The following is a 21803-nucleotide window of genomic DNA, read 5'->3' as shown; positions in this document are numbered from 1 at the left end:
CAGGACCGCCGGGTACCCCGTGACCGCGCCGTACCCGAGACCTGTTCACCCTGCTTCCGTCCCCGCCCGCCGTGGCGCTGACGCCCTGTCCCCGACCCCCCGGGAGCAGGGGCCGGCCGGGCGGCGGACGGGCTCAGGACCGGGCGCCGGGCACTCCAGGACCCTGCCGCGCACCCCACTCCTGTCCCCACTTCCTCATTCACCCTCCACATTCACCATCCACCGAACGACGATGATCGGGAGACCCCATGTCAGTCAACCAGCGACGGCAGCGAAGGTATGGGCGCCTGGGCGCGAGCGTGGCGGCGGCCACCCTCCTCGCCGGGTGCGCGGGCGCGGGCGGTGGCGACGACAGCTCCTCCGGTGGGGGCGGCGGCAAGACGCTCAACGTCCTCATGGTCAACAACCCGCAGATGACCGAGTTGCAGAAGCTCACCGCCGCCAACTTCACCAAGAAGACCGGCATCCAGGTGCACTTCACCGTACTGCCGGAGAACGACGCCCGCGACAAGTTCACCCAGGACTTCTCCAACCAGGCCGGCCAGTACGACATCGCCACCATCAGCAACTTCGAGGTGCCCTTCTACGCCAAGAACGGCTGGCTGGCGCCGCTCGACGGCTATGCGGCCAAGGACACGGCATTCGACCAGAACGACATCCTCAAGCCCATGCAGGAGTCGCTGACCGGTACCGACGGCAAGCTCTACGCGGAGCCTTTCTACGGCGAGTCGTCGTTCCTGATGTACCGCAAGGACCTCTTCGCGCAGAAGCACCTGACGATGCCCGCGCACCCCACCTGGCAGCAGGTCGCCGACCTCGCCGCGAAGGCCGACGGCGCCGCGCCCGGCGTCAAGGGCATCTGCCTGCGCGGCCTGCCGGGCTGGGGCGAGATGATCGCGCCGCTGACCACCGTCGTCAACACGATGGGCGGTACCTGGTTCGACAAGGACTGGAACGCCCAACTGACCTCGCCGGCCTTCGAGAAGGCCACGAAGTTCTACGTCGACCTCGTCCGCAAGCACGGTGAGGCGGGCGCCGCCCAGTCCGGTTACGCCGAGTGCCTCAACGACATGACGCAGGGCAAGACGGCCATGTGGTACGACTCCACGGCGGGCGCGGGCTCGCTGGAGGCGTCGAACTCGCCGGTCAAGGGCAAGATCGGCTACGTTCCCGCGCCCGTCGACCAGACCAGCACCTCCGGCTGGCTCTACACCTGGGCGTGGGGCGTGCAGAAGGCCTCCAAGAACCAGGACGCCGCCTGGAAGTTCATCTCCTGGGCGTCCGGCAAGGGCTACGAGAAGCTGGTCGGCCAGAAGATCGGCTGGCCGAACGTGCCCGCGGGCAAGCGGGCCTCCACCTACTCCAACCCGGACTACCTGAAGGACGCCTCCGCGTTCGCGGACATCACCAAGTCCTCCATCGCGGGCGTCGACCCGAAGAACCCCGGCGTGCAGCAGCGGCCCACCCCTGGCATCCAGTTCGTCGACTTCCCCGACTTCACCGACCTCGGCACGAAGGTCTCCCAGGAGATCAGCTCCGCCATCGCCGGCAAGGAGTCCGTGGCCGCCGCGCTGAAGACCTCCCAGGCCCTCGCCGAGAAGGCCGGCAAGGAGCAGCGGTGACCACTTCCGTCACCACCCCGGCGCTGTCCCCGGCCGGCCCGGCGCGCACCGCGCGCCGCGGCGGCCGGGCCCCCGGCGGCAGGGCGCGCGCCTGGGCCACCCGCGCGCCGCTGATGCCCGCTCTGATCTTCCTTATCGCCGTCACCCAACTGCCCTTCGTGGCAACCCTGGTGATCTCCCTCTTCGACTGGAACTCACTCGCCCCGGGTGAACGCCACTTCCACGGCCTGTCGAACTACGCCACCGTCTTCACCGATCCCGACATGCGCGACTCGGTCCTCACCACGATCCTGCTCACCGTGACCGTGGTGGTCGCCAGTGTCGTCATCGGCCTGCTCCTCGCGCTGCTGCTGGACCGGAAGTTCTTCGGCCGGGGCCTCGTGCGCACCCTGCTGATCACCCCGTTCCTGCTGGTGCCCGTCTCCGCCGCCCTGCTGTGGAAGCACGTGCTCTACAACCCCGAGTACGGCCTGCTCAACGGCGCGTGGGCCTGGGTGACGTCACTGTTCGGCGACCACACCCCCGTCCAGCCCGACTGGATCTCCGACCTGCCGCTCACGGCCGTGGAGATCGCGCTGGTGTGGCAGTGGACGCCGTTCATGATGCTGATCCTGCTCGCGGGCCTGCAGAGCAGGCCGGCCGAGACACTGGAGGCGGCCCGCCTCGACGGAGCGAGCGCGTGGCAGATGTTCCGCTACCTGACCCTGCCGCACCTGCGCCGCTACCTCGAACTCGGCATCCTGCTCGGCTCGATCAACATCGTGCAGAACTTCGACGCGGTGTTCACCATCACGGCGGGCGGCCTCGGCACCGCCAACCTCCCGTACACCATCTACCAGACCTTCTACCAGGCCCACGAGTACGGACTCGCCTCCTCAGCGGGCGTCGTCGTGGTGATCGGCACGATCATCATCGCGACCTTCGCGCTGCGGGTCGTCTCGTCCCTGTTCAGCCAGGAGGCGGGCCGCGCATGACCACCACCTCGACCACCGCGTCAGCGCCCGCCGCAGCCCGCACGGCGCGGGTCCGGCACGCGCCCCAGACCCGCAAGCAGCGCCGCAGGTCCGCCGGGCTCGGGATGCTCGCCTGGGTCGTCGGCATCGCCTTCTGCCTGCCGGCGCTGTGGATGCTGCTCACGTCGTTCCACTCGGAGCCCGACGCGGCCACCAACCCGCCGTCGATCGCGGCGCCTTTGACCCTCTCCGGATACAAGGTGTTCTTCGGCGCGGGCGGTGGCGCGAGCCCCTGGCCGCCGCTGATCAACTCGGCCACCTCGTCGCTGCTTTCGACCGCGCTCGTCCTGGTGCTGGCCCTGCCGGCCGCGTACGCGCTGTCCATCAAGCGCGTCGAGAAGTGGACCGACGTGATGTTCTTCTTCCTGTCGACGAAGATGCTGCCGGTCGTCGCCGGCCTGCTGCCGGTGTACCTGTTCGCGAAGAACACCGGCCTGCTCGACAACGTGTGGCTGCTCGTCATCCTCTACACCTCGATGAACCTCCCCATCGCGGTGTGGATGATGCAGTCGTTCCTCGCGGACGTGCCGGTCTCCATCATCGAGGCCGCACAGGTCGACGGCGCGCGACTGCCCACCGTGCTGGTGCGGGTGGTGGCCCCGGTGGCCGCGCCCGGCATCGCCGCGACCTCGCTGATCTGCTTCATCTTCAGCTGGAACGAGCTGCTGTTCGCGCGGGTGCTCACCGGCGTGCGCGCCGAGACCGCCCCCGTGTTCCTGACCGGATTCGTCACCAGTCAGGGGCTGTTCCTCGCCCAGCTGTGCGCCGCGTCCGTCGTCGTGTCCCTGCCGGTGCTCGCCGCCGGCTTCGCCGCCCAGGACAAACTCGTCCAGGGCCTTTCGCTTGGAGCAGTCAAATGAGGGCAGCGATCATCGAGTCGCCCGGCAAGGTGTCCGTCGAGACGGTTCCCGACCCGACGCCGGGCCGCCGGGACGTCCTCGTCAAGGTCGCCGCGTGCGGCCTGTGCGGCACCGATCTGCACATCCTGCAGGGCGAGTTCGCGCCGACCCTGCCGATCGTGCCCGGACACGAGTTCGCCGGCGAGATCGTCGCGCTCGGCTCGGACGTCACCGAACTGGCCGTGGGGGACAAGGTCGCCGTCGACCCCTCGCTCTACTGCCACGAGTGTCACTACTGCCGCATCGGCCGGGGCAACCTGTGCGAGCGGTGGAACGCCATCGGTGTCAGCAAGCCGGGCGGCGCCGCCGAGTTCGCACTCGCCCCGGTCGCCAACTGCGTGAAGCTGCCGGACCACATCGACGTGCACGACGCGGCGCTGATCGAGCCGCTGTCCTGCGCCGTACGCGGATACGACGTGCTCAACTCCACCCTGGGTGCCCAGGTGCTGATCTACGGCTCGGGCACCATGGGCCTGATGATGCTGGAACTCGCCAAGCGCACCGGCGCGGCCTGCGTCGACATGCTCGACGTCAACCCCGAGCGCCTGACCACCGCCGTGAAGCTCGGCTGCTCCCGTTCCGCGTCGAGCGCCGACGAACTGGAGACCGTACGCGGCTGGGACGTCGTCGTGGACGCCACCGGCAACGCGGGCGCCATCCAGGACGGCCTCGGCAGGGTCGCCAAGGGCGGCACCTTCCTGCAGTTCGGGGTGGCGGACTACGCGACGACCGCCGTCATCGAGCCGTACAAGATCTACAACCAGGAGATCACCATCACCGGCTCGATGGCGGTCCTGCACAGCTACGAGCGGGCCGCCGCCCTCTTCGCGAGCGGTGTGCTCGACCCGGCCGTCTTCATCAGCGACCGGATGCCGCTGGAGGAGTACCCGCGCGCGCTCGACCGCTTCAAGGCGGGTCAGGGCCGCAAGATCGTGATCGAGCCGTGAGCCGGGTACCGCCGCCCGGCGCCGTCCTCGTCCTCGGGGAGGCGCTGATCGACCTCGTGCCGTACGAGGAGGGACCGCAGGGGGTGCGGCGGTACGCGGCGGAGCCCGGCGGCGCGCCCGTCAACGTCGCCGTGGGGCTGGCGCGGCTCGCCACACCGAGCTGGTTCGCCGGCTCGCTCGGCGGCGACGCCTTCGCCGGCGACCTGGAGCGCGTGCTCACCGGGGCGGGCGTGGACCTCTCGCTGACCTCCCGCTCCCCGCTGCCCACCACGCTCGCGGTCACCGACCCCCGGCCGGACGGCAACGGCTACCACTTCCACCTCGCGGACACGGCCACCTTCCGGATCAGCGAACTCGCCGGGCGTGCCGACGAGTTCGCCGCCGTGTACGCGGGCGGGCTGGCCGCCGTCGTGCCGCCCGCCGCGGCGGCGGTGGCGGCCACGGCGCGGGCGGCGGCCCGCTCCTGCGTCCTGCTGGTCGACCCGAACGTCCGCACCGACCGGTCGATCGACCCGGCGGACGGCGCGCGGCTGCTGCGGGAGCTGTGCCGGCACGCGCACGTGGTCAAGGTGAGTGACGAGGACCTGGCGGCGCTCTGGCCGGACCGCGGCGCCGAGGACGCCTGCCGGGAACTCGCGGCCGGCGGCCGGCTCACCCTGCTCACCCGGGGCGCGGACGGCAGTGTGGCCTTCACCCCGGACGGCGAGCGGGTCGCGGTGCCCGCGGCACCCGTCACCGTCGTGAACACGATCGGCGCCGGTGACGCCTTCGCGGCGGCCGTCCTGAACCGGGTCGTGGCACTGGCCCCGCCGCCCGGCGGGCCCGTACGGGTGACCCGCGAACAGGCAGCGGACATCCTGGCCTTCGCGGGGCGGGCCGCCGCGTCGGTGGTGGCGAGCTCCGGCACGGCACTGACCGCGCCGGTGGCTGCGCACCCCTGAGCCGGGGGAGGCACGGACACGGCCGCGGGGGCCGCCGCCCTCCCAGGAGGGAGAGGGCGGCGGCCCCCACGGGTCCGCGTGGGTGCCCGGCCGGGCACCGCGCGTCAGGCGACGCGTCCGGCGCGCTCGCGGGCACCCCGGATGATCTCGGCGTAGCGCCTGCCGCTGCTCTTGACCGTCCGCACCTGGGTGTCGTAGTCGACGTGCACCAGGCCGAACCGCTTGTCGTAGCCGTACGCCCACTCGAAGTTGTCGAGCAGCGACCACGCGAAGTACCCCGCGACCGGGGCGCCCTTGGCGGCGGCGCGGGCGAGAGCCGCCAGGTGCTCCTCCAGGTAGGCGGTGCGCTCAGGGTCGTCGACGGTGCCGTCGGCCCGTACGACGTCCTGGTAGGCGGAGCCGTTCTCCGTGACGTACACGCGCCGGGGGGCGTACTCGTCGCTCACCCGCACCAGCAGTTCCTCCAGGCCGTCGGCGTACACCTCCCAGTCCATGTACGTGTGCGGGCGGTCCGCGACCGGGGAGTCCACCATCTTCGCGAACGGCGCCGGGCCCTCGGGATCGTCCTGGACGAACTGCCGGAAGTAGTAGTTCAGTCCGAGCCAGTCCAGCCGCGCGGCGATGGTTTCCAGGTCGCCGTCGCGCACCGGCAGGTCGACCCCGTAGACCTCGACCATGTCCTCGGGGTAGCCGCGGCCGTGGATCGGGTCGAGCCACCAGCGGTTGGTGTGCCCGTCGGCCCGTACGGCGGCGGCGCGGTCCGCGTCGCTGTCCGAAGCGGGCAGGATCGGGCTCAGGTTGTTCACGATGCCGACCCGGGCGTCCGAGGACGCGGCACGGATCGCCTGCACGGCGAGGCCGTGGCCCAGGTGCAGGTGGAACGAGGTGCGTACCGCGGCCGTCAGGTCGCGCACACCGGGCGCCATGGTGCCCTCCAGGTGGCCGATCCACGACGAGCACAGCGGCTCGTTCAGGGTCGCCCAGTCCTTCACCCGGTCGCCCAGGCGTTCCACCACGATGCCCGCGTACCGGGCGAAGTGCTCGGCGGTCGCGCGCTCGGGCCAGCCGCCCCGGTCCTGGGACGCCTGCGGCAGGTCCCAGTGGTACAGGGTCGCGAAGGGGGTGACGCCGGCTTCCAGCAGCCCGTCCACCAGCCGGTCGTAGAAGTCCAGACCGGCCTTGTTCACCTGGCCGTCGCCGTCCGGCACGATGCGCGGCCAGGCCAGCGAGAAGCGGTAGGCGTCGACGCCCAGGCCCTTCATCAGGCCGATGTCCTCGGGCACCCGGTGGTAGTGGTCGCAGGCCACGTCACCGTTGTCGTCGCCCGCGATCCTGCCGGGGGTGTGCGAGAACGTGTCCCAGATCGAGGGGGCACGGCCGTCCTCGGCGACGGCCCCCTCGATCTGGTACGACGCGGTGGCCACGCCCCAGGTGAAGTCCGCCGGAAGGGCGTCGAGCTCGTTCACGAACTGCCTTTCTGAATCCGTCACTTGACCGCGCCCGCGGTGAGGCCGGTGACAAGGTAGCGCTGGAGCAGGAGGAACCCGACGACCACGGGCACACTGACGACCAGCGAGGCCGCCATGATCTGGTTCCAGTAGACGTTGTTCTCGGTCGAGTAGCTCTGCAGGCCGATGGCGAGCGTCTTGGTGTTGTCATTGGTCATGACGGAGGCGAACAGCACCTCTCCCCACGCCGTCATGAACGCGTACACGGCGACCGCCACGATGCCCGGCACGGCGGCCGGTACGACCACCCGGAACAGCGCGCCGAACGGGCCGCAGCCGTCCACCATGGCCGCCTCGTCCAGGTCGCGGGGGACCGAGTCGAAGTAGCCGATGAGCATCCAGATCGCGAACGGCAGCGAGAACGTCAGGTACGTGATGATCAGCCCGCCGCGCGAGCCGTACAGGTCGATGCCCGTGCTCTTGCCGATGTTGACGAAGATCAGGTACAGCGGCAGCAGGAACAGGATGCCGGGGAACATCTGCGTCGAGAGCACCGTCACCGTGAACAGGCGCTTGCCGCGGAAGCGGTAGCGGCTCACGGCGTAGGCGGCGAACACCGCGATGACCACCGAACACACCGTCGCGGAGACCGACACGATCGCCGAGTTCATGAAGAACTTGGCGAGCGGCACCGTCGACCAGATGTCGATGTACGGGCGGATCGTGAGGTGCGACGGGATCCAGGTGAACTTGCCCTGCACGTCCTCCAGCGGCTTCAGCGAGCTGGAGACCATCACGTAGACGGGCAGCAGGGTGAACAGCACCAGGATGCTCAGCAGGACGCCGCGGCTCCACAGGAAGGACAGTGGCGGCGCCATGGGTGACCTGGTGGAGACGGCGACGAGTTCCCTGGCCGGAGTGGAGCCGGCCGCGTCGGTGGTCGGGCCCGGCACGTCGGCCGGGTCCGCGAGAGCGTCGGTGTCCCGGGCGGGGGACGCCTCGACGGCCCTCGCCGAGGGTGCGGCGGCGGCCTCTTCGAGGGAAGGCGCGGTGACTTCACCGGCCCGGGTCGACGGAGCCCCGGCCGCCTCGGTGGCGGTGGACGGGGCCTCGGTCACGGTGGCGCCGGCGGTGGCGAGTTCCGCGCCGGGAGCCCGGACCACCGGGGACTTCGCCCGGCGCTTGGGGCCGACGCCCGTCTTGCTTCGCTCCCGCTGCGTGGTGAGCGCCAGGTAGATGCCGGTGACGACCAGCAGGAACAGGAGCAGCAGGACCGACATGGCCGAGCCCGAGCCGAAGTTCCAGGACGAGAAGGACGACTGGTAGATGTGGAACGAGATCAGGTCGGCGCTGCCCGGTGCGTTGCCGTTCTTGCCGAACAGCACGAACGGCGTGTTGAAGTCGTTGAACGTCCACAGGAACAGCACCAGGACCAGGACCTGGTTGACCGAACGCAGCGAGGGCAGGGTGATCTTGCGGATCTGCTGCCAGATGCCGGCGCCGTCGATCGAGGCGGCCTCGTACAGCTCGGACGGGATGTTCTGCAGGCCCGCCATCACGATCAGGAAGGCGAACGGCCAGCCCTTCCACAGCGACACGATCAGCAGGGTGTAGAAGCTGTTGTTCCCGATCAGCCAGAACGACGCACTGTCGGTCAGGTGCAGCTGGTCGTGGAGGAGGTGGTTCACCATGCCGTTGTCGTGCTGGAACATGAACGCCCAGGTGATGACGGCGGCATAGACGGGCAGCGCGTAGGGAATGAGGAAGATCGTGCGCAGCGTGCCCCGCCCCCGGAACGTGTCCTGGAGCATGATCGCGGCGGACGTGCCGAACAGCCAGCACAGACCGACCGACAGCACCGTGAACAGAACGGTGATGAAGAACGAGTGGAGCAGCGACTTGCCCACGGCGCTGTTGAAGTCGAGGGCGACCTTGAAGTTCTGCAGCCCCGCCCAGGGCGCGGCGCCCCAGTTGTGGATGAAGAACAGGGTCAGCTGGCGGAAGCTGATCACGACGCCGACGACCATCGGGACGACGTGGACGAGCAGCTCGAACAGGATCGCGGGCAGGAGCAGAAGGTACGGCAGGCCTATCCGGCGCAGCCGGCCGGGGATACGCGACTTCTTGCGCGCACCCCCGGCCCCCGAGGTCTCCTTGCCGCCCGCGTCGTGTGCACTGGGAGGTGTCACGGTGGCGGTCATGGAGCCGGCCTCACTGAGTCATCTGTTGCTGGGCCTTGGACAGTTCGCTCTTGACCGTGTCCTTGGTGACGGTCTTGCCGGCCGCCACGTCGGCCCACAGGTTCTTGATCGCGGTGCCGACCTGCGTCTCGTACTGCGACTCGGCGGGGACCTGGGGCAGCGGCGTCGCGCTGGTCTGCAGCGTCTTGGCCATGACCTGGATGTCGCTCTGCTGGAAGGCGGGGTTGCTGTCCGCTGCCTTCACCGGCGGGACGGATCCGTAGGCCTTGTTGAGGATGACCTGCTCGTCGTCGCTGGTCATGAACTTCACGAACTTCTTCGCGCCGTCCACGTTCTTGGTGTTGTTGAAGATCGCCATGTTGATGCCGGCGACCATCGAGTTGACCTGCGCGCCCTGGCCCGGGGTGCCGGACTGCACCGGCATCGGGACGGCGCCCCAGTCGTTGGTGGACATGTGCTGGGACGTGAAGTTGCTGGCCGCGGCCTGCCACACGACCATCGCCGTCTTGCCCTTGGCGAAGTCCTGGAGGGACTGGTTCTGGGCGTACTCCGCGTTGCCCGGGTTGATGATCTTGTCCTTCTGCATCAGGTCGACGTACTGCATGACCGCGTCGACCGCGCCGGGGGACGTGAAGGTGGGCTTGCCGGACTTGTCGAAGAAGTCGGCGCCGTGCTGCTTGGCGAGCACGTAGGAGGTGTGGATGTTCTCCTGGAGGTTGCTGCCCTCCAGGCCGAGGCCCCACTTGCCCGACGTGCCGTTCTTGGAGATCTTCTGGCCGTCCTTGACCACGTCCGCCCAGGTGCTGGGCGGGCTGGCGATGCCGGCGTCCTTGAACATCTGCTTGTTGTAGTAGAGCGCATACGCAAGCGAGTACAGCGGGACCGCCGACGGGTCCTTGCCCTCCGCGCCGGCCGCGGCGACCGCCGAGTCGTTGAACCGGTCCTTGCCGCCGATCGCGTCGAAGTTCGCCTTGTTCCAGGGCAGCAGGGCGCCGCTCGCCTGGAGCGAGGCGGACCACGTGTTGCCTATGTTGAGGACGTCGGGGCCCTGACCCGAGGTGGTCGCCGCGAGGATCCGGTTCAGCAGGTCGGACCACGGGATGACTTCCAGCTTGACCTTGATGCCGGTCTGCTTCTGGAACTTGGCCAGCTCGGGGCCGAGCGTCTTCTTGTCGTAGTCGACGTTGGGGCCCTGGTTCGACGCCCAGTAGGTGAGCGTCTTCGGCGAATCATTGCTTCCGCCGCCATCGGTCGACGAACCCCCGCCGCAGGCGGCGAGGAGAGATCCCATGACGGTGACGACGGTGACAGCTGCTGCGGCTCTGGTCTTGCGCATGTGAGGTGGCCCCTTTCCGGGGATGGCAGCGTTCGAGAGTCGAACGGCCTCCATGACTTAATTTATGCCGTGATTTAAGAGGTGAGAGAAGGTCGCGTCAAGGTCTTGGGCGGGGGTATGTTGCGTCACGGGAAGGAGACACATGGCTGAGCGCGGCAGACGGACAGTGCGTGACCTGCGGCGGGGCAACCGTGCGCGGGTAGTGCAACGGTTGTATTTCGACGGTCCCCTGAGCCGCCAGGAGCTCGGCGCGGGCACCGGGCTGAGTTCAGGTTCCATCAGCAACGTCGTCGCCGAACTCGCCGCGGAGGGAGTTCTGGAGGAGGCCGGAGTCGTCGATTCCGACGGTGGCAGGCCCCGTACACTGCTCCGGGTCGCCCCGGCCGGCGGGCTGCTCATCGGGATCGACCTCGGCGAGACCCGCGTGCGGGTCGAGCTGTTCGACCTCTCGCTCACCGAACTCGCCCGCAGCGACCGACTGCTGGAACAGCACGGCTACGACGTGGGTCTCGTTCTCTCCCATGTGCGCCGCGGCATCGCCGAGGTCCTCCAGGCGGCGGGGGCGGACCCCGCGCAACTCCTCGGCATCGGCATCGGCACCCCCGGCATCATCGAGAGCGGCGGCCCCGACGGCGCGGTGGTGCACGGTCCCACCATCGGCTGGAGCGCGGTGCCGTTCGAGAAGCTGCTCCGGGCCGTGATCGAAGTCCCCGCCGAGGTGCCACTGTTCATCGACAACGGTGCGAAGACGCTCGGCCAGGCGGAGATGTGGTTCGGCGGCGGCAGGGGGGCGGGCACGGCGGCCATCGCCCTCATCGGTTCCGGCGTGGGCGCCAGCGTGATCAACGGAGGCGCGCTCGTCGAGGAGAGCCGCCGCAGGACCGCCTTCGAGTGGGGGCACACGACGGTGCACATGGGCGGCCGCCGCTGCCGGTGCGGCGCCATCGGCTGCCTGGAGGCGTACGCCGGCGCCGAGGCGATGCGCGAGCGGTGGCGGGAGGCCGGCGGCCCGCTGCCCGACGACGCCGACGACGAGAGCGCGCTCGCCGCGCTCCTCGAAGCGGCGTTCCCGTCCGACCCCGCCGACCGACCCGACCCGCTGGCGGTGTCCTTGCTGGACGAGACGGCCGAGTGCCTCGGCGCGGCGCTCGCGGACGTCATCAACGTCTTCCTGCCCGACCGGGTCCTGCTCGGGGGCTGGGCAGGCCTGCTCATCGGGCCGCACCTGCTGCCCGCCATCCGCCGGCATGCCGGACGTTACTCGCTCGGGCACGCCGCCGCCCGCTCCACCATAGAGATGGGTCAACTCGGCCCGGACGCGGTGACGGTGGGGGCCGCGACGCTGCCGCTCGCGGCCTTCCTCGCCCGGGGCGGCAGCAGGCTCCCGGCCCCGGCGGGACCGCCGGACGGCGGGCTCGAAGTGTCGACGATGCGGTGGCGGCGCACGCCCGCGCCCGGCGGCGCCGCCGCGGCCCGCACCGAGGCCGCAGCGGTGGCCGATGCCGTCACCCCGGCCGCGGCGGCGGATTCGCCGGGCTGATGTGCGGCCGATTCACCGGGCTGATGTGGGGGGGAGCAACGGCGGGCGACTTCACGGTGGCCCGGGTGGACCGCCGGGGACGGCGGGGACGCCCCGGCGCTGCGGGGCCGGTTCCGGGACGTCGCTCGGGTGCGGTGGACGAGGGTGCCGGGATACGTGGCGGAGGCCGCACGGGAAAGCACCCCGGCCGGTGGGAACGCCTTGGCTCCCCGGGGCGGGGCACCACGGCACGGCAACGTGGTCACGTCGCTCGCCTCTCTCCTGGTCCTCGCCCGGACTTCGCCTACCCTGCGTGACACGCACAGTTCAACGGCCCCCGCACTGGCGGGAAATGGACAGCCCTGGCGCAGGCTCTTGTCACAGTGCGTACCGGCCCCGTAACTTGGCGAGCCGCGACACGTCCTGCCTCTCAAGGGGGAGTTGACCCATGGCCGTAACCGGTCGCCACCGCCGCTACCAGCCGAGCCGTATCAACCGTGCGTCGCTCACCGTCACCGCGGGCGGCGCGGGCATGGCGCTGCCCCTGATCGGCGCCGGTGTCGCCCACGGCGCCTCGGTGGACGTGTGGGACAAGGTCGCGGCCTGCGAGTCCAGCGACAGTTGGGGCATCAACACCGGCAACGGCTTCTACGGCGGACTGCAGTTCACCCAGTCCACCTGGGACGCCTACGGCGGCACGGCGTACGCGCCGCGCGCCGACCTGGCCACCAAGGACCAGCAGATCGCCGTCGCCGAGAAGGTCCTGAGGGGCCAGGGGCCGGGCGCCTGGCCGGTCTGCTCGGTCCACGCCGGGCTCACCCGGGGCGGCCCCGCGCCGCACGTCACGACCCTCGCCGACACCGCGGGGCACGCCGCGTCCGCGCCGGCGCGGACCATACACACCGACACGGCGGACACGAAGCCCGTGGCCACGGCCTCGAAGAAGGCCGAGCCGAAGGGCGACGCGACGAAGTCGGCCCCCACCGACGTGCCGACGCGGCGCGAGGGCTACACGGTCGCCCGGGGCGACTCGCTCTCGCAGATCACCGTCGACCACCGGCTCGCGGGCACCTGGCAGAAGGTCTACGACGACAACCACAAACTGATCGGGGACGACCCCGACCTGATCTTCCCCGGCCAGCGACTGGTGCTGCACGTCCCGGCGGCCGCATCGGGGCAGTCCACGGCGCCAGGACCCGCCGCGAAGCCCACGGCGAAGAAGACGGCGGTGCCGGCCCCCGCCCACACCGCCGCACCGGCCGCCACGTCCACGCCCGGGGCCAAGCCGTCGGCCACCGCGAAGCCGGCCCACAAACCCGCGCCGAAGCCCACGCACACCGCGAAGCCCGCGCACACGACGAAGCCCGCGCACACCGCGAAGCCCACGCACACGACGAAGCCCGCGCACACCGCGGCGAAGCCGGCCGCGTCGGGTGTGGAGGCGCCCGTCCACGCCGCCATCGGCACGCCGTACCGCGCCTCCGGCTCGTCCTGGTCCAGCGGTTACCACACCGGCGTCGACTTCCTCGTACCGACCGGCACGTCGGTCAAGGCCGTGGAGGCGGGCACGGTCGTCACGGCCGGCTGGGGCGGTTCCTACGGCTACCAGGTCGTCATCAGGCACCCGGACGGCAAGTACAGCCAGTACGGGCACCTCTCCGCGATCAGTGTGAAGGTGGGCCAGAAGGTCGGCGAGGGCCAGCGCATCGCACGCTCAGGAGCCACCGGCAACGTAACGGGACCTCATCTTCACTTCGAGATGCGCACGGGGCCCGCGTACGGGAGCGACATCGACCCGCTCGCCTACCTGCGGTCGCACGGCGTGCACATCTGACCGGCCCGCCACCGGCACGGTGCCGGCCGGCGCGCCGCCGCCCGGCGTGCCCCCGGCGTCGCCGTCCGACGGCTGGGCGCGGCTGAGCAGGACGAGACCGCCCGCCGACACCACGCCGAAGGCGAGCGCCACCACACCGCCCGCCGTGCCGTGGCGGAACCCCTCGCCGAACAGTGTCAGCCCGACGGCCGTCGCGACCACCGGGTTGACCACCGTCACCACCGCGAGCGGCGCGGCGAGCCCCGCCCCCCGGTAGGCGGCCTGGGACAGCAGCAGACCCGCCACCGCGAGCACCGCGACCCCCGCCAGACTCGCGGCCTGGACGGCGGTCCCCACGGCGGACCGGTCCACGGTCACCGTCTTGATGAAGACCGACGAGATGCCGAACGCGACGCCGCTCGCGGCGGCCAGCAGCACGCTGCGCGTGGCACGCCCCGTGACCATCGCCGACGCGACGCACAGCACCCCGACAAGACCGAGCGTCACCAGCGCCAGCAGCATCCGGTGCGTGCCGTCCAGCGTCCGGCCGTCGGAACCCTGCGTCAGGGCGAGCATCCCCGCGAGACCCACCGTGGCGACGACAGCGCCGCGCCACGCGGAGGGGCCCGCCCCGGATCCGGCCCGCCCCCCGAGCCCGCGCCGCGCGAACAGCGCCGCCATCGGCAGCGCGAAGACGATGGTGAGCGCGCCCAGCGGCTGCACCAGGCTGAGCGGGCCGTACGCGAGCGCCGCCACGTGCAGCAGGCCGCCCGCGCCGTTCAGCAGTACGGCGCCCCACCACACGCCGTTGCGCAGCGGCCCGTACGACGCGTCGGGGACGGCCGCCGCGACCCGCTCCTGGACGATCGCGCCGGCCGCGTAGGCGACGGCGGAGACCAGGGAGAGGACGACGGCGACGACGAAGGTGCTCATGGTCCCACCTTCCCGCCGCGAGGGTGTCGCCGTCGTCGTCCTCAGGAGCCCTTTCGCGTGTACTGCCTCCGCAGTACACGGCGTTGCGCGGCGTCCTCCCGTGGTGGGGCACCGCCCCCGGAGGCCGTGCCGACGGGGCACGCGCCGGGCCCACGCGTCGCGCGCCGCACCCGTTCGCGCGGGCCCGCACGTCGCGCGGCCGCGCCCCGGCCCGCACTGCCCGCCGCAGCGGTCTTCCGCACCGGACGATTCCGGGTGACCATGACAGGGCTGCGTCCGGCGACGACGGGGGAATGGCGTGAAAGTAGGGCTGCTCACCCGGGAGTACCCGCCCGACGTGTACGGCGGCGCGGGCGTCCACGTGGAGTTCCTGGCCCGGGAACTGCGCGCCCTGACCGATCTCCGGGTGCACTGCTGGGGATCGGGCGGCCCGGCCCCCGACGCCCGCGAGGACGTCGTACGCCACCTCGCCGACACCGCTCTCGACGGCGCCAACGACGCGCTGCGGACGTTCTCCGTCGACCTCGCGATGGCCTCCGCCCTCGGGGACCGGGACCTCGTCCACTCGCACACCTGGTACGCGAACCTCGCCGGTCACCTCGCGAAGTTGCTGTACGGCGTGCCGCACGTCATGACGGCGCACTCGCTGGAGCCGCTGCGCCCCTGGAAGGCCGAGCAACTGGGCGGCGGGTACACCCTGTCGAGCTGGGCGGAGCGTACCGCCGTCGAGGGGGCCGATGCCGTCGTCGCGGTCTCGCACGGCATGCGCGCCGACGTCCTCGCCTGCTACCCGTCCCTCGATCCCGCGCGGGTCCACGTCGTCCACAACGGCATCGACACCGGCCTGTACCGGCCCGACCCGGGCACGGCGGCGCTCACCCGCGCCGGTGTGGACCCCGACCGGCCGTACGTACTGTTCGTCGGGCGCATCACCCGGCAGAAGGGCGTTCCCCATCTGCTGCGCGCCGCCCGGGCCCTCGACCCGTCCGTACAGCTGGTGCTGTGCGCGGGCGCGCCCGACACCCCTGAGATCGACCGCGAGTTCCGCACCCTGGTGGCCGAGTTGAGCGAGAGCAGGGACGGCGTCATCTGGGTGCCGCAGATGCTGCCGCGCCCCGAGATCGTCCAACTGCTCACCCACGCGTCCGTGTTCGTCTGCCCCTCGGTGTACGAGCCGCTCGGTATCGTCAACCTGGAGGCGATGGCCTGCGGCACCGCCGTCGTGGCCTCCGCGGTGGGCGGTATCCCGGAGGTCGTCGACGACGGCCGCACGGGACTGCTGGTGCCCTACGACGAACGTGCCCCCGCGGCCTTCGAGTCCGCGCTCACGGAGGCACTCAACCGCGTCGTCGACGACCCGGCCTCGGCGCACCGGATGGGCGCCGCGGGACGGGAGCGCGCGGTGCGGGAGTTCGGCTGGGACCGGGTGGCCCGCCGCACGGTCGACATCTACGAGAAGCTGCTGGGCTGACGGACAGGGGGCAGGGATGCGCGGTGGACCTTCGGTGCTCGGGATCGTCCTGGCGGGCGGTGAGGGCAAACGCCTGATGCCGCTCACGGCCGACCGGGCCAAACCCGCGGTGACCTTCGGCGGGACGTACCGGCTGGTGGACTTCGTCCTGTCCAGTCTGGTCAACGCCGACGTCCTGCGCGTCTGCGTGCTCACGCAGTACAAGTCGCACTCGCTGGACCGGCACGTCTCCACGACCTGGCGGATGTCGAGCCTGCTCGGCAACTACGTCACACCGGTGCCCGCGCAGCAGCGGCTCGGGCCGCGCTGGTACCTCGGCAGCGCGGACGCGATCCTCCAGTCCCTGAACCTCGTGCATGACGAACGCCCGGACTACATAGCGGTGTTCGGGGCGGATCACGTCTACCGGATGGACCCGCGCCAGATGCTGGCGCAGCACGTCGAGGGCGGTGCCGGTGTGACGGTGGCGGGCATCAGGGTGCCGCGCGCCGAGGCGTCGTCGTTCGGTGTGATCACACCGGGCTCCGACGGCGTCCAGGTGGAGCACTTCCTGGAGAAGCCGGCCGATCCGCCCGGGCTGCGGGACGACCCGGGCATGGTCTTCGCCTCGATGGGCAACTACCTGTTCACCACCAAGGTCCTGGTCGACGCGTTGCACCGGGACGCGGAGGACTCCAGCTCCGTGCACGACATGGGCGGCTCCATCCTGCCGATGCTCACCGAGCGCGGGATGGCGCAGGTCTACGACTTCCACGACAACCACGTGCCGGGTGAGAGCGCGCGTGAGCACGGCTACTGGCGTGACGTGGGCACCCTCGACTCGTACTACGACGCGCACATGGACCTGCTCTCGCCGCAGCCCGCGTTCAACCTCGACAACCGCCGCTGGCCCCTCTACACGAACGCGCACCAGCTGCCGCCCGCGCGTTTCGTCGCGGGCGGCATCGCGAGCGAGTCCATCGTCGGCCCCGGCTGCGTGATCCGCGGTCAGGTGACCGGCTCGGTCCTCTCGCCGGGTGTGGTGGTAGCCGAGGGTGCCGTCGTCCAGGGCTCGGTGCTGCACGACAACGTGAGCGTGGGCCGCGGCGCCGTGGTGCGCGGCGCGATCCTGGACAAGAACGTCGATGTGCCGCCGGGCGCGACCATCGGCGTCAACGCCCAGCGCGACGCCGAGTTGTACACGGTCTCGGCGAACGGGGTCATCGCCCTGGGCAAGGGTCAGCTGGTCGGCTGACGGCCGCCGCCGCCCGGGTTGCCCGCGCCGGGCCCCCGGGGGCCGGCCGCCGCCGTTGCGCGGCCGCCGGCTTTCCGGGACGGCCGGGACCAGCGGGTTGTGGAAAACGCCCGGATCTGTCCTGGCCCTTGACGGGTGTGGAACGCGGCGCCAAGAATGATCGCGCTTTGACAACGTTGTCCACATCGCAGACTGGAGGCGCGTCCGCGTGCACCGTCAACCGGCCGAGCTGAGCCGCCGTCGATTCGCCCAACTGGCAGGCCTCGCCGCAGCGGTCGCCGCCGCCCCGGTCACCCTGGCCGCCGCGGGCCCGGCGTCCGCGGCACCGTCGTCCCGTACCGCCGGCGCCGCCGCCCGTCCGACCGCCCCCGACGACACGGCCGCCGTCTACCACAAGGTGCTGCTCACCCACACCCGGTGGACCGAGACGCAGTGGGACGCCGCCAAGGGCCACTACACGGCGACCGACTTCGGCTTCGCCGTCGTCCTCGGCCACGCGCTGCTGCTCACCCGCGCGGGGTACGACGCGGACCTGGCCGGCATCGACGAGGACACCCTGCGCTCGCGCACCCTCGCGACCCTCACGCACTTCGCCGCCTCCAACCGCCTGACCGGCGGCACCGAGTGGGGCAAGACGCTGTTCTTCGACACCACCTTCCAGCTGTACTTCGTCCTCGCCGCCCGGCTGCTGTGGGACCAGCTGGACGACACGACCAGGAAGAACATCGACACCCTGGTGCGCGAACAGGCCGCGTACACCACCTCGCTCGGCACCGGCAACGACCCGCTGTCGGCGGGCTGGACCCCGAACGGGCTCACCGGCGGCTTCGTCGGCGACACGAAGCTGGAGGAGATGGGCGTCTACGCCCAGTCCCTCGCCCCGGGCCTCGCCTGGGCGTCGGACGACCCCCGCTACGGCGCCTGGAACACCGCGTACGGCCGGTGGAGCAGGAACGAGACGAGCCTGCCGGCGGCCGACCGCGCCAACCCCTCGGTCGTCGACGGCGTTCCCGTCTCCGACAACACGGCGCAGAACCTGTACGACACCTTCATCGTCGAGAACCACGGTTCCTTCGGGCCGCACTACCAGTGCGAGCTGTGGCGCACCTCGGGACGCAACACCATCCACTTCCTCACGGCGGACCGGCCGCTGCCCGAGGTGCTGACCGCTCAGCCCAACGGCGACCAGCTGTGGGAGAGCCTGCTCATGGTGATGAGCGACGCGGGCGAACCCCTGATGCCGATGGTCAACGACCGCGAACACCTCTACGGCCGCGATGTCATCCCGGTCGCCTTCCTCGCGCAGGTGCTCGGCGACCGGGCCGCCGCCCGCGCGGAACTCGCGCTCGCCGAGCGGCTGCCGGCGTACCAGGCGTACCCGCCGGTGAACCGGATCACCAAGTTCTCCGGGGAACCGAAGTACGAGCCCGAGGCCCGCGCCGAGGTCGCGATCAGCTACCTCCTGCACGAGTGGCGGGCCCGGCAGGGCAGCGCTGTCCGCGCGCTCACCGAGCGGGAGATGTTCGCCGAGGCCGCCGGAGTGCGGGACTTCGGGACGGGCCCCGGCCTCGTCGCCCACCAGTCGCCGAGGGCGTGGGCCGCCGCCGTGAGCAAGCCGGGCTTCGTGAAGTTCGCGTGGCAGCCCGCGCACGACGACTGGCTGTTCACGCTCAGCGGCAGCACACCGATGTTCCTGCCCGCGTCCTCGGGCAGCGTGAGCGGCCGCAGCGTCGCCACGTACACCGCCGTGCGCGACGGCCTGGACGCGAGCGCCACCGTGTTCACCCTGGGCTCCGGCCATGCCGGGTTCACCACCCTGCCCGGCGGCGAGGTCGTCTACGCGACGACCGGCACGGCGGCGGGCGAGGGCCACCTGGAGGTCTTCAACCTGACGATGCCCGGGGTCGCCGGGCTCGACGGCAGCCGTACGTACACCACCGCCGAGGGCGGCGTCAGCGTCAAGGCCGTCGACGCGGGGGGCACAGGACCCACCGCGGGACCGCGCACGGACACGCTCACCTTCCCCGCCACGACCTGCCGCCACGTCCGCATGCAGGGCGTCACGGGCCAGTCCCCGTACGGCTATTCGCTCTACGCCTTCGAGGTGCGCGACGGCGCGTCTGGGCCCGACCTGGCCCGGGGCGCCACCGCCACGGCCTCGTCCGCCGACACCGGCAAGGGCGCGGCGCTCACCGTCGACGGCGACCCGGCGACCCGCTGGGCCGTCGCCGTCGCTGACCGTTCGAAGGGCGACAGCTGGCTCGCCGTCGACCTCGGCTCCGCACACGAGATCGACCGCGCGACGCTCAGCTGGGAGACGGCGGCGGGCCGCGTCTACCGGATCCAGGGGTCCACCGACGGAGTCACCTGGACCGACCTGGCCGGTTATCCGCGCCCCGACGCGACCAGCACGGGCGGCTGGATCTCCGTCGACGGGCGGGCCGGTCTTGTCGTACGGGGCGGGCACAACCCCCTCGCGGTCTACGGCGACGAGGTCGTGCTCTCCGACGGTCCCGCCGAGGCGATCGTCGTGGAGGGCGTGCCCGACGGCAGCCCCGCCGCGGTCCGCGCGGCGGCGGCCCGCCCCGTGCCGGCGGCCGGTGACCCCGCTGTCAGCGCGTCCACCGCGGGCGGCCATCTCAGCGTGTTCAACCTGTCGGACGCCGCGGTGAGCACCACCGTGTCCGTCCCGGGGGACACCCGTACGCTCACCCTGTTCGCGGGCACCTCGACCGTCACGGCCACCGGCGTGGACCATGACGTACGGATCGCGGCGGCGACCGCGGCGGTGCTGCCCGCCCGCGTCACCCTGCGTTCCGCGGGCGGGGGCCGGGTCCCCACCGGTGTGCGCGCCGAGGTCGTCGACGCGGCCACCGTGGAACTGTCGGGACCCTCGTGCCGCCTTCTCGTCGCCGCACCCGGCCGGCCGGCCGTGCGCGTCACGCTGTCCCGGGGCCGGACACGGCGCGTCTCGCTGCGGGGGGTGACGCCGTACCCGCTCGCGGACGCGGCGCTCGGCCGTCCCACCTTCCCCACCTCACCCTTGCCGAAGGGCATGTCCGACCCGGCCGCTGCCGTCGACGGCGACGCCGGCACGTCCTGGGACCCGGGCACGGGCGGCCGGATGGTGGTGGACCTCGGCGCGGCACGGCCCGTCACGGAGATCGGCGCCGTGTGGAGCGCCGGCCGGGTGCCGGGGGCCACCGTCGCGTTCAGCACGGACGGCCTTGCCTACACGGCGGTCGGCCCGCTGGCCTCCCGCGGCCGCGTCTCGTCGCTGCGGGCCGCCGGCACCGCGCGCTACGTCGCACTGACCGTCACGGGCCGCCGCCCGCACGACGCGCGCCTGGTGTCGCTCTCCGTACGCGCCTCCTGAGGCCGCACGAGGCACCCGTCGGCGAGTGAACCGCCCTCCCGCCGCCGTCCCCGGACGGCGGCGGGAACATGGCGGGGCGCTTCGGCCTTGACCAGGAGGTGGGCGGCGCGAAGGGCACCGCCTGAGGAGTCGAGGAGACACATTGACCACGGCAGCGGGCCATCCGCTCGACAACCCCGCCCGGTCCTCGCTGACCGGGCCGCACGCTCACCTCGCCGAGCGCCACGGGCAGCTGCTGCGCTACCCCGTCGACATGTCGCCCTGGCTCGCGCTGCCCGACGAGCGGGAGAACTGGAGCTGGGCGGAGATCACGGAGTTCGTCCAGCCCGGCGGCACCTTCTCCGTCGCCGGTTTCGACGCCGTTCCGCCCGCCGACTGGGATGTCTTCTTCCATGCGGACGGCGTCCAGATGGACGGCACGGGTGTCCGCGGTGAGGCCGACCCCGAAGCCGTACTCCTCGGCCCCGCCGACGTCCCCGAGATGCTCGACCTGGTGGAGCGCACCCGTCCCGGCCCCTTCCTGCCGCGTACCGGGGAGATGGGTACGTATCTCGGCATCCGCAGGGGCGGCCGGCTCGTCGGCATGGCGGGCGAACGCATGCACCCGCCGGGCTGGACGGAGATCAGCGCCGTCTGCACCGACCCCGATTTCCGGGGCCAGGGCCTCGGCGGACGGCTGATCAGGGCGGTCGCCGCGGGGATCCAGGAGCGCGGGGAGAAGCCGTTCCTGCACGCCGCCGCCGCCAACGTGGGGGCGGTACGGCTCTACGAAACGCTCGGCTTCGCACTGCGCCGGAAGATCACCTTCGCCGGGGTACGGATCCCGGCGGCCTGAGAACGGCTCCTCGCAGGGTGGCGCCCAGCACCTGCGAGGAGCCGTTTCCGGTCCTCCTCAGGAGAGGTACGGGGGACAGTGGCGTACGTCCTTCGCGGGGGCGGACCGAGGCGGGCGCGTCCCGTCACGGGGCGGAGCGGGCCTTGAACGGGAGCTCGCCGACGGCCGGACCCCGCGGGGGGCGGCCTGCCGCGGACGCCGCATCCGACGCGGCG

The 21803-nt window shown here is 71.6% G+C and carries 15 protein-coding genes and 1 pseudogene; 11 read left to right on the top strand and 5 right to left on the bottom strand.

All coding sequences use genetic code 11. The annotated features are described in order from the left end of the window. Nucleotides 1-248 precede the first annotated feature (248 nt). The 5 genes from OG310_RS03750 to OG310_RS03730 are packed head-to-tail and all read left to right on the top strand — an operon-like array spanning nt 249 to nt 5422. Entirely contained in the window at nt 249-1622 is a 1374-nt protein-coding gene (locus tag OG310_RS03750) for an ABC transporter substrate-binding protein (RefSeq protein ID WP_329454439.1), read from the top strand. Next, entirely contained in the window at nt 1619-2596 is a 978-nt protein-coding gene (locus OG310_RS03745; RefSeq protein WP_443078542.1) for a carbohydrate ABC transporter permease, read from the top strand. Before OG310_RS03750 ends, OG310_RS03745 begins: the two co-directional genes overlap by 4 nt. Continuing rightward, entirely contained in the window at nt 2593-3495 is a 903-nt protein-coding gene (locus tag OG310_RS03740) for a carbohydrate ABC transporter permease (RefSeq protein WP_329454438.1), read from the top strand. The genes OG310_RS03745 and OG310_RS03740 overlap by 4 nt, the downstream gene beginning before the upstream one ends. Then, nucleotides 3492-4481: a zinc-dependent alcohol dehydrogenase family protein gene (locus tag OG310_RS03735; RefSeq protein ID WP_329454437.1), complete on the top strand. Its 990-nt coding sequence runs from the start codon at nt 3492-3494 to the stop codon at nt 4479-4481. The genes OG310_RS03740 and OG310_RS03735 overlap by 4 nt, the downstream gene beginning before the upstream one ends. After that, on the top strand, nt 4478-5422 hold the full coding sequence (locus OG310_RS03730) for a PfkB family carbohydrate kinase (protein WP_329454436.1): 945 nt from the start codon (nt 4478-4480) through the stop codon (nt 5420-5422). The genes OG310_RS03735 and OG310_RS03730 overlap by 4 nt, the downstream gene beginning before the upstream one ends. A gap of 104 nt (nt 5423-5526) precedes the next feature. Here OG310_RS03730 and OG310_RS03725 read toward each other — a convergent pair whose 3' ends face one another. The 4 genes and pseudogenes from OG310_RS03725 to OG310_RS03710 form a co-directional block, all read right to left on the bottom strand. Beyond that, complete coding sequence (locus OG310_RS03725; RefSeq protein ID WP_329454435.1) at nt 5527-6888, bottom strand: GH1 family beta-glucosidase; 1362 nt, start codon at nt 6886-6888, stop codon at nt 5527-5529. Nucleotides 6889-6908: 20 nt separating this feature from the next. Then, nucleotides 6909-7748, bottom strand: coding sequence for a carbohydrate ABC transporter permease (locus tag OG310_RS03720; protein ID WP_329460010.1), 840 nt, complete (start codon nt 7746-7748; stop codon nt 6909-6911). A gap of 336 nt (nt 7749-8084) precedes the next feature. Then, nucleotides 8085-9071 (bottom strand): annotated as a pseudogene (locus OG310_RS03715) (carbohydrate ABC transporter permease); the annotation flags it as partial. 10 nt (nt 9072-9081) lie between these two features. Further along, the gene (locus tag OG310_RS03710; RefSeq protein WP_329454434.1) at nt 9082-10407 is read right to left on the bottom strand and encodes an ABC transporter substrate-binding protein; all 1326 of its coding nucleotides are present in this window, start codon (nt 10405-10407) and stop codon (nt 9082-9084) included. 142 nt (nt 10408-10549) lie between these two features. Here OG310_RS03710 and OG310_RS03705 point away from each other — a divergent pair, with 142 nt between their 5' ends. Further along, nucleotides 10550-11947 carry an ROK family transcriptional regulator gene (locus OG310_RS03705; RefSeq protein WP_329454433.1) on the top strand — a complete coding sequence of 466 codons (1398 nt, stop codon included), beginning with the start codon at nt 10550-10552 and terminating at the stop codon, nt 11945-11947. 427 nt (nt 11948-12374) lie between these two features. Beyond that, nucleotides 12375-13760, top strand: coding sequence for a transglycosylase family protein (locus OG310_RS03700; RefSeq protein ID WP_329454432.1), 1386 nt, complete (start codon nt 12375-12377; stop codon nt 13758-13760). Here OG310_RS03700 and OG310_RS03695 read toward each other — a convergent pair. Continuing rightward, the gene (locus OG310_RS03695) at nt 13641-14672 is read right to left on the bottom strand and encodes a DMT family transporter (RefSeq protein WP_329454431.1); all 1032 of its coding nucleotides are present in this window, start codon (nt 14670-14672) and stop codon (nt 13641-13643) included. The genes OG310_RS03700 and OG310_RS03695 overlap by 120 nt on opposite strands. A gap of 298 nt (nt 14673-14970) precedes the next feature. On the opposite strand from OG310_RS03695, the gene glgA reads away from it, so the two are divergent. The 4 genes from glgA (at nt 14971) to OG310_RS03675 (ending at nt 21588) form a co-directional block, all read left to right on the top strand. Continuing rightward, entirely contained in the window at nt 14971-16143 is a 1173-nt protein-coding gene (gene glgA / locus OG310_RS03690) for a glycogen synthase (protein WP_329454430.1), read from the top strand. 16 nt (nt 16144-16159) lie between these two features. Next, complete coding sequence (glgC, locus tag OG310_RS03685; RefSeq protein ID WP_329454429.1) at nt 16160-17377, top strand: glucose-1-phosphate adenylyltransferase; 1218 nt, start codon at nt 16160-16162, stop codon at nt 17375-17377. A gap of 208 nt (nt 17378-17585) precedes the next feature. Continuing rightward, on the top strand, nt 17586-20753 hold the full coding sequence (locus OG310_RS03680) for a discoidin domain-containing protein (protein ID WP_329454428.1): 3168 nt from the start codon (nt 17586-17588) through the stop codon (nt 20751-20753). 142 nt (nt 20754-20895) lie between these two features. After that, complete coding sequence (locus OG310_RS03675; RefSeq protein WP_329454427.1) at nt 20896-21588, top strand: GNAT family N-acetyltransferase; 693 nt, start codon at nt 20896-20898, stop codon at nt 21586-21588. Nucleotides 21589-21803 lie beyond the last annotated feature (215 nt).

Source organism: Streptomyces sp. NBC_01497 (genome assembly GCF_036250695.1).
Classification (GTDB): domain Bacteria; phylum Actinomycetota; class Actinomycetes; order Streptomycetales; family Streptomycetaceae; genus Streptomyces.
This window is presented reverse-complemented; position numbering and strand designations above follow the sequence as displayed.

Coding starts and splice junctions, on each gene's coding strand:
- OG310_RS03705 (WP_329454433.1), top strand. CDS start 10,550: ATGGCTGAGCGCGGCAGACGGACAGTGCGTGACCTGCGGCGGGGCAAC.
- glgC (WP_329454429.1), top strand. CDS start 16,160: ATGCGCGGTGGACCTTCGGTGCTCGGGATCGTCCTGGCGGGCGGTGAG.
- OG310_RS03750 (WP_329454439.1), top strand. CDS start 249: ATGTCAGTCAACCAGCGACGGCAGCGAAGGTATGGGCGCCTGGGCGCG.
- OG310_RS03735 (WP_329454437.1), top strand. CDS start 3,492: ATGAGGGCAGCGATCATCGAGTCGCCCGGCAAGGTGTCCGTCGAGACG.
- OG310_RS03695 (WP_329454431.1), bottom strand. CDS start 14,672: ATGAGCACCTTCGTCGTCGCCGTCGTCCTCTCCCTGGTCTCCGCCGTC.
- OG310_RS03710 (WP_329454434.1), bottom strand. CDS start 10,407: ATGCGCAAGACCAGAGCCGCAGCAGCTGTCACCGTCGTCACCGTCATG.
- OG310_RS03740 (WP_329454438.1), top strand. CDS start 2,593: ATGACCACCACCTCGACCACCGCGTCAGCGCCCGCCGCAGCCCGCACG.
- OG310_RS03700 (WP_329454432.1), top strand. CDS start 12,375: ATGGCCGTAACCGGTCGCCACCGCCGCTACCAGCCGAGCCGTATCAAC.
- OG310_RS03720 (WP_329460010.1), bottom strand. CDS start 7,748: ATGGCGCCGCCACTGTCCTTCCTGTGGAGCCGCGGCGTCCTGCTGAGC.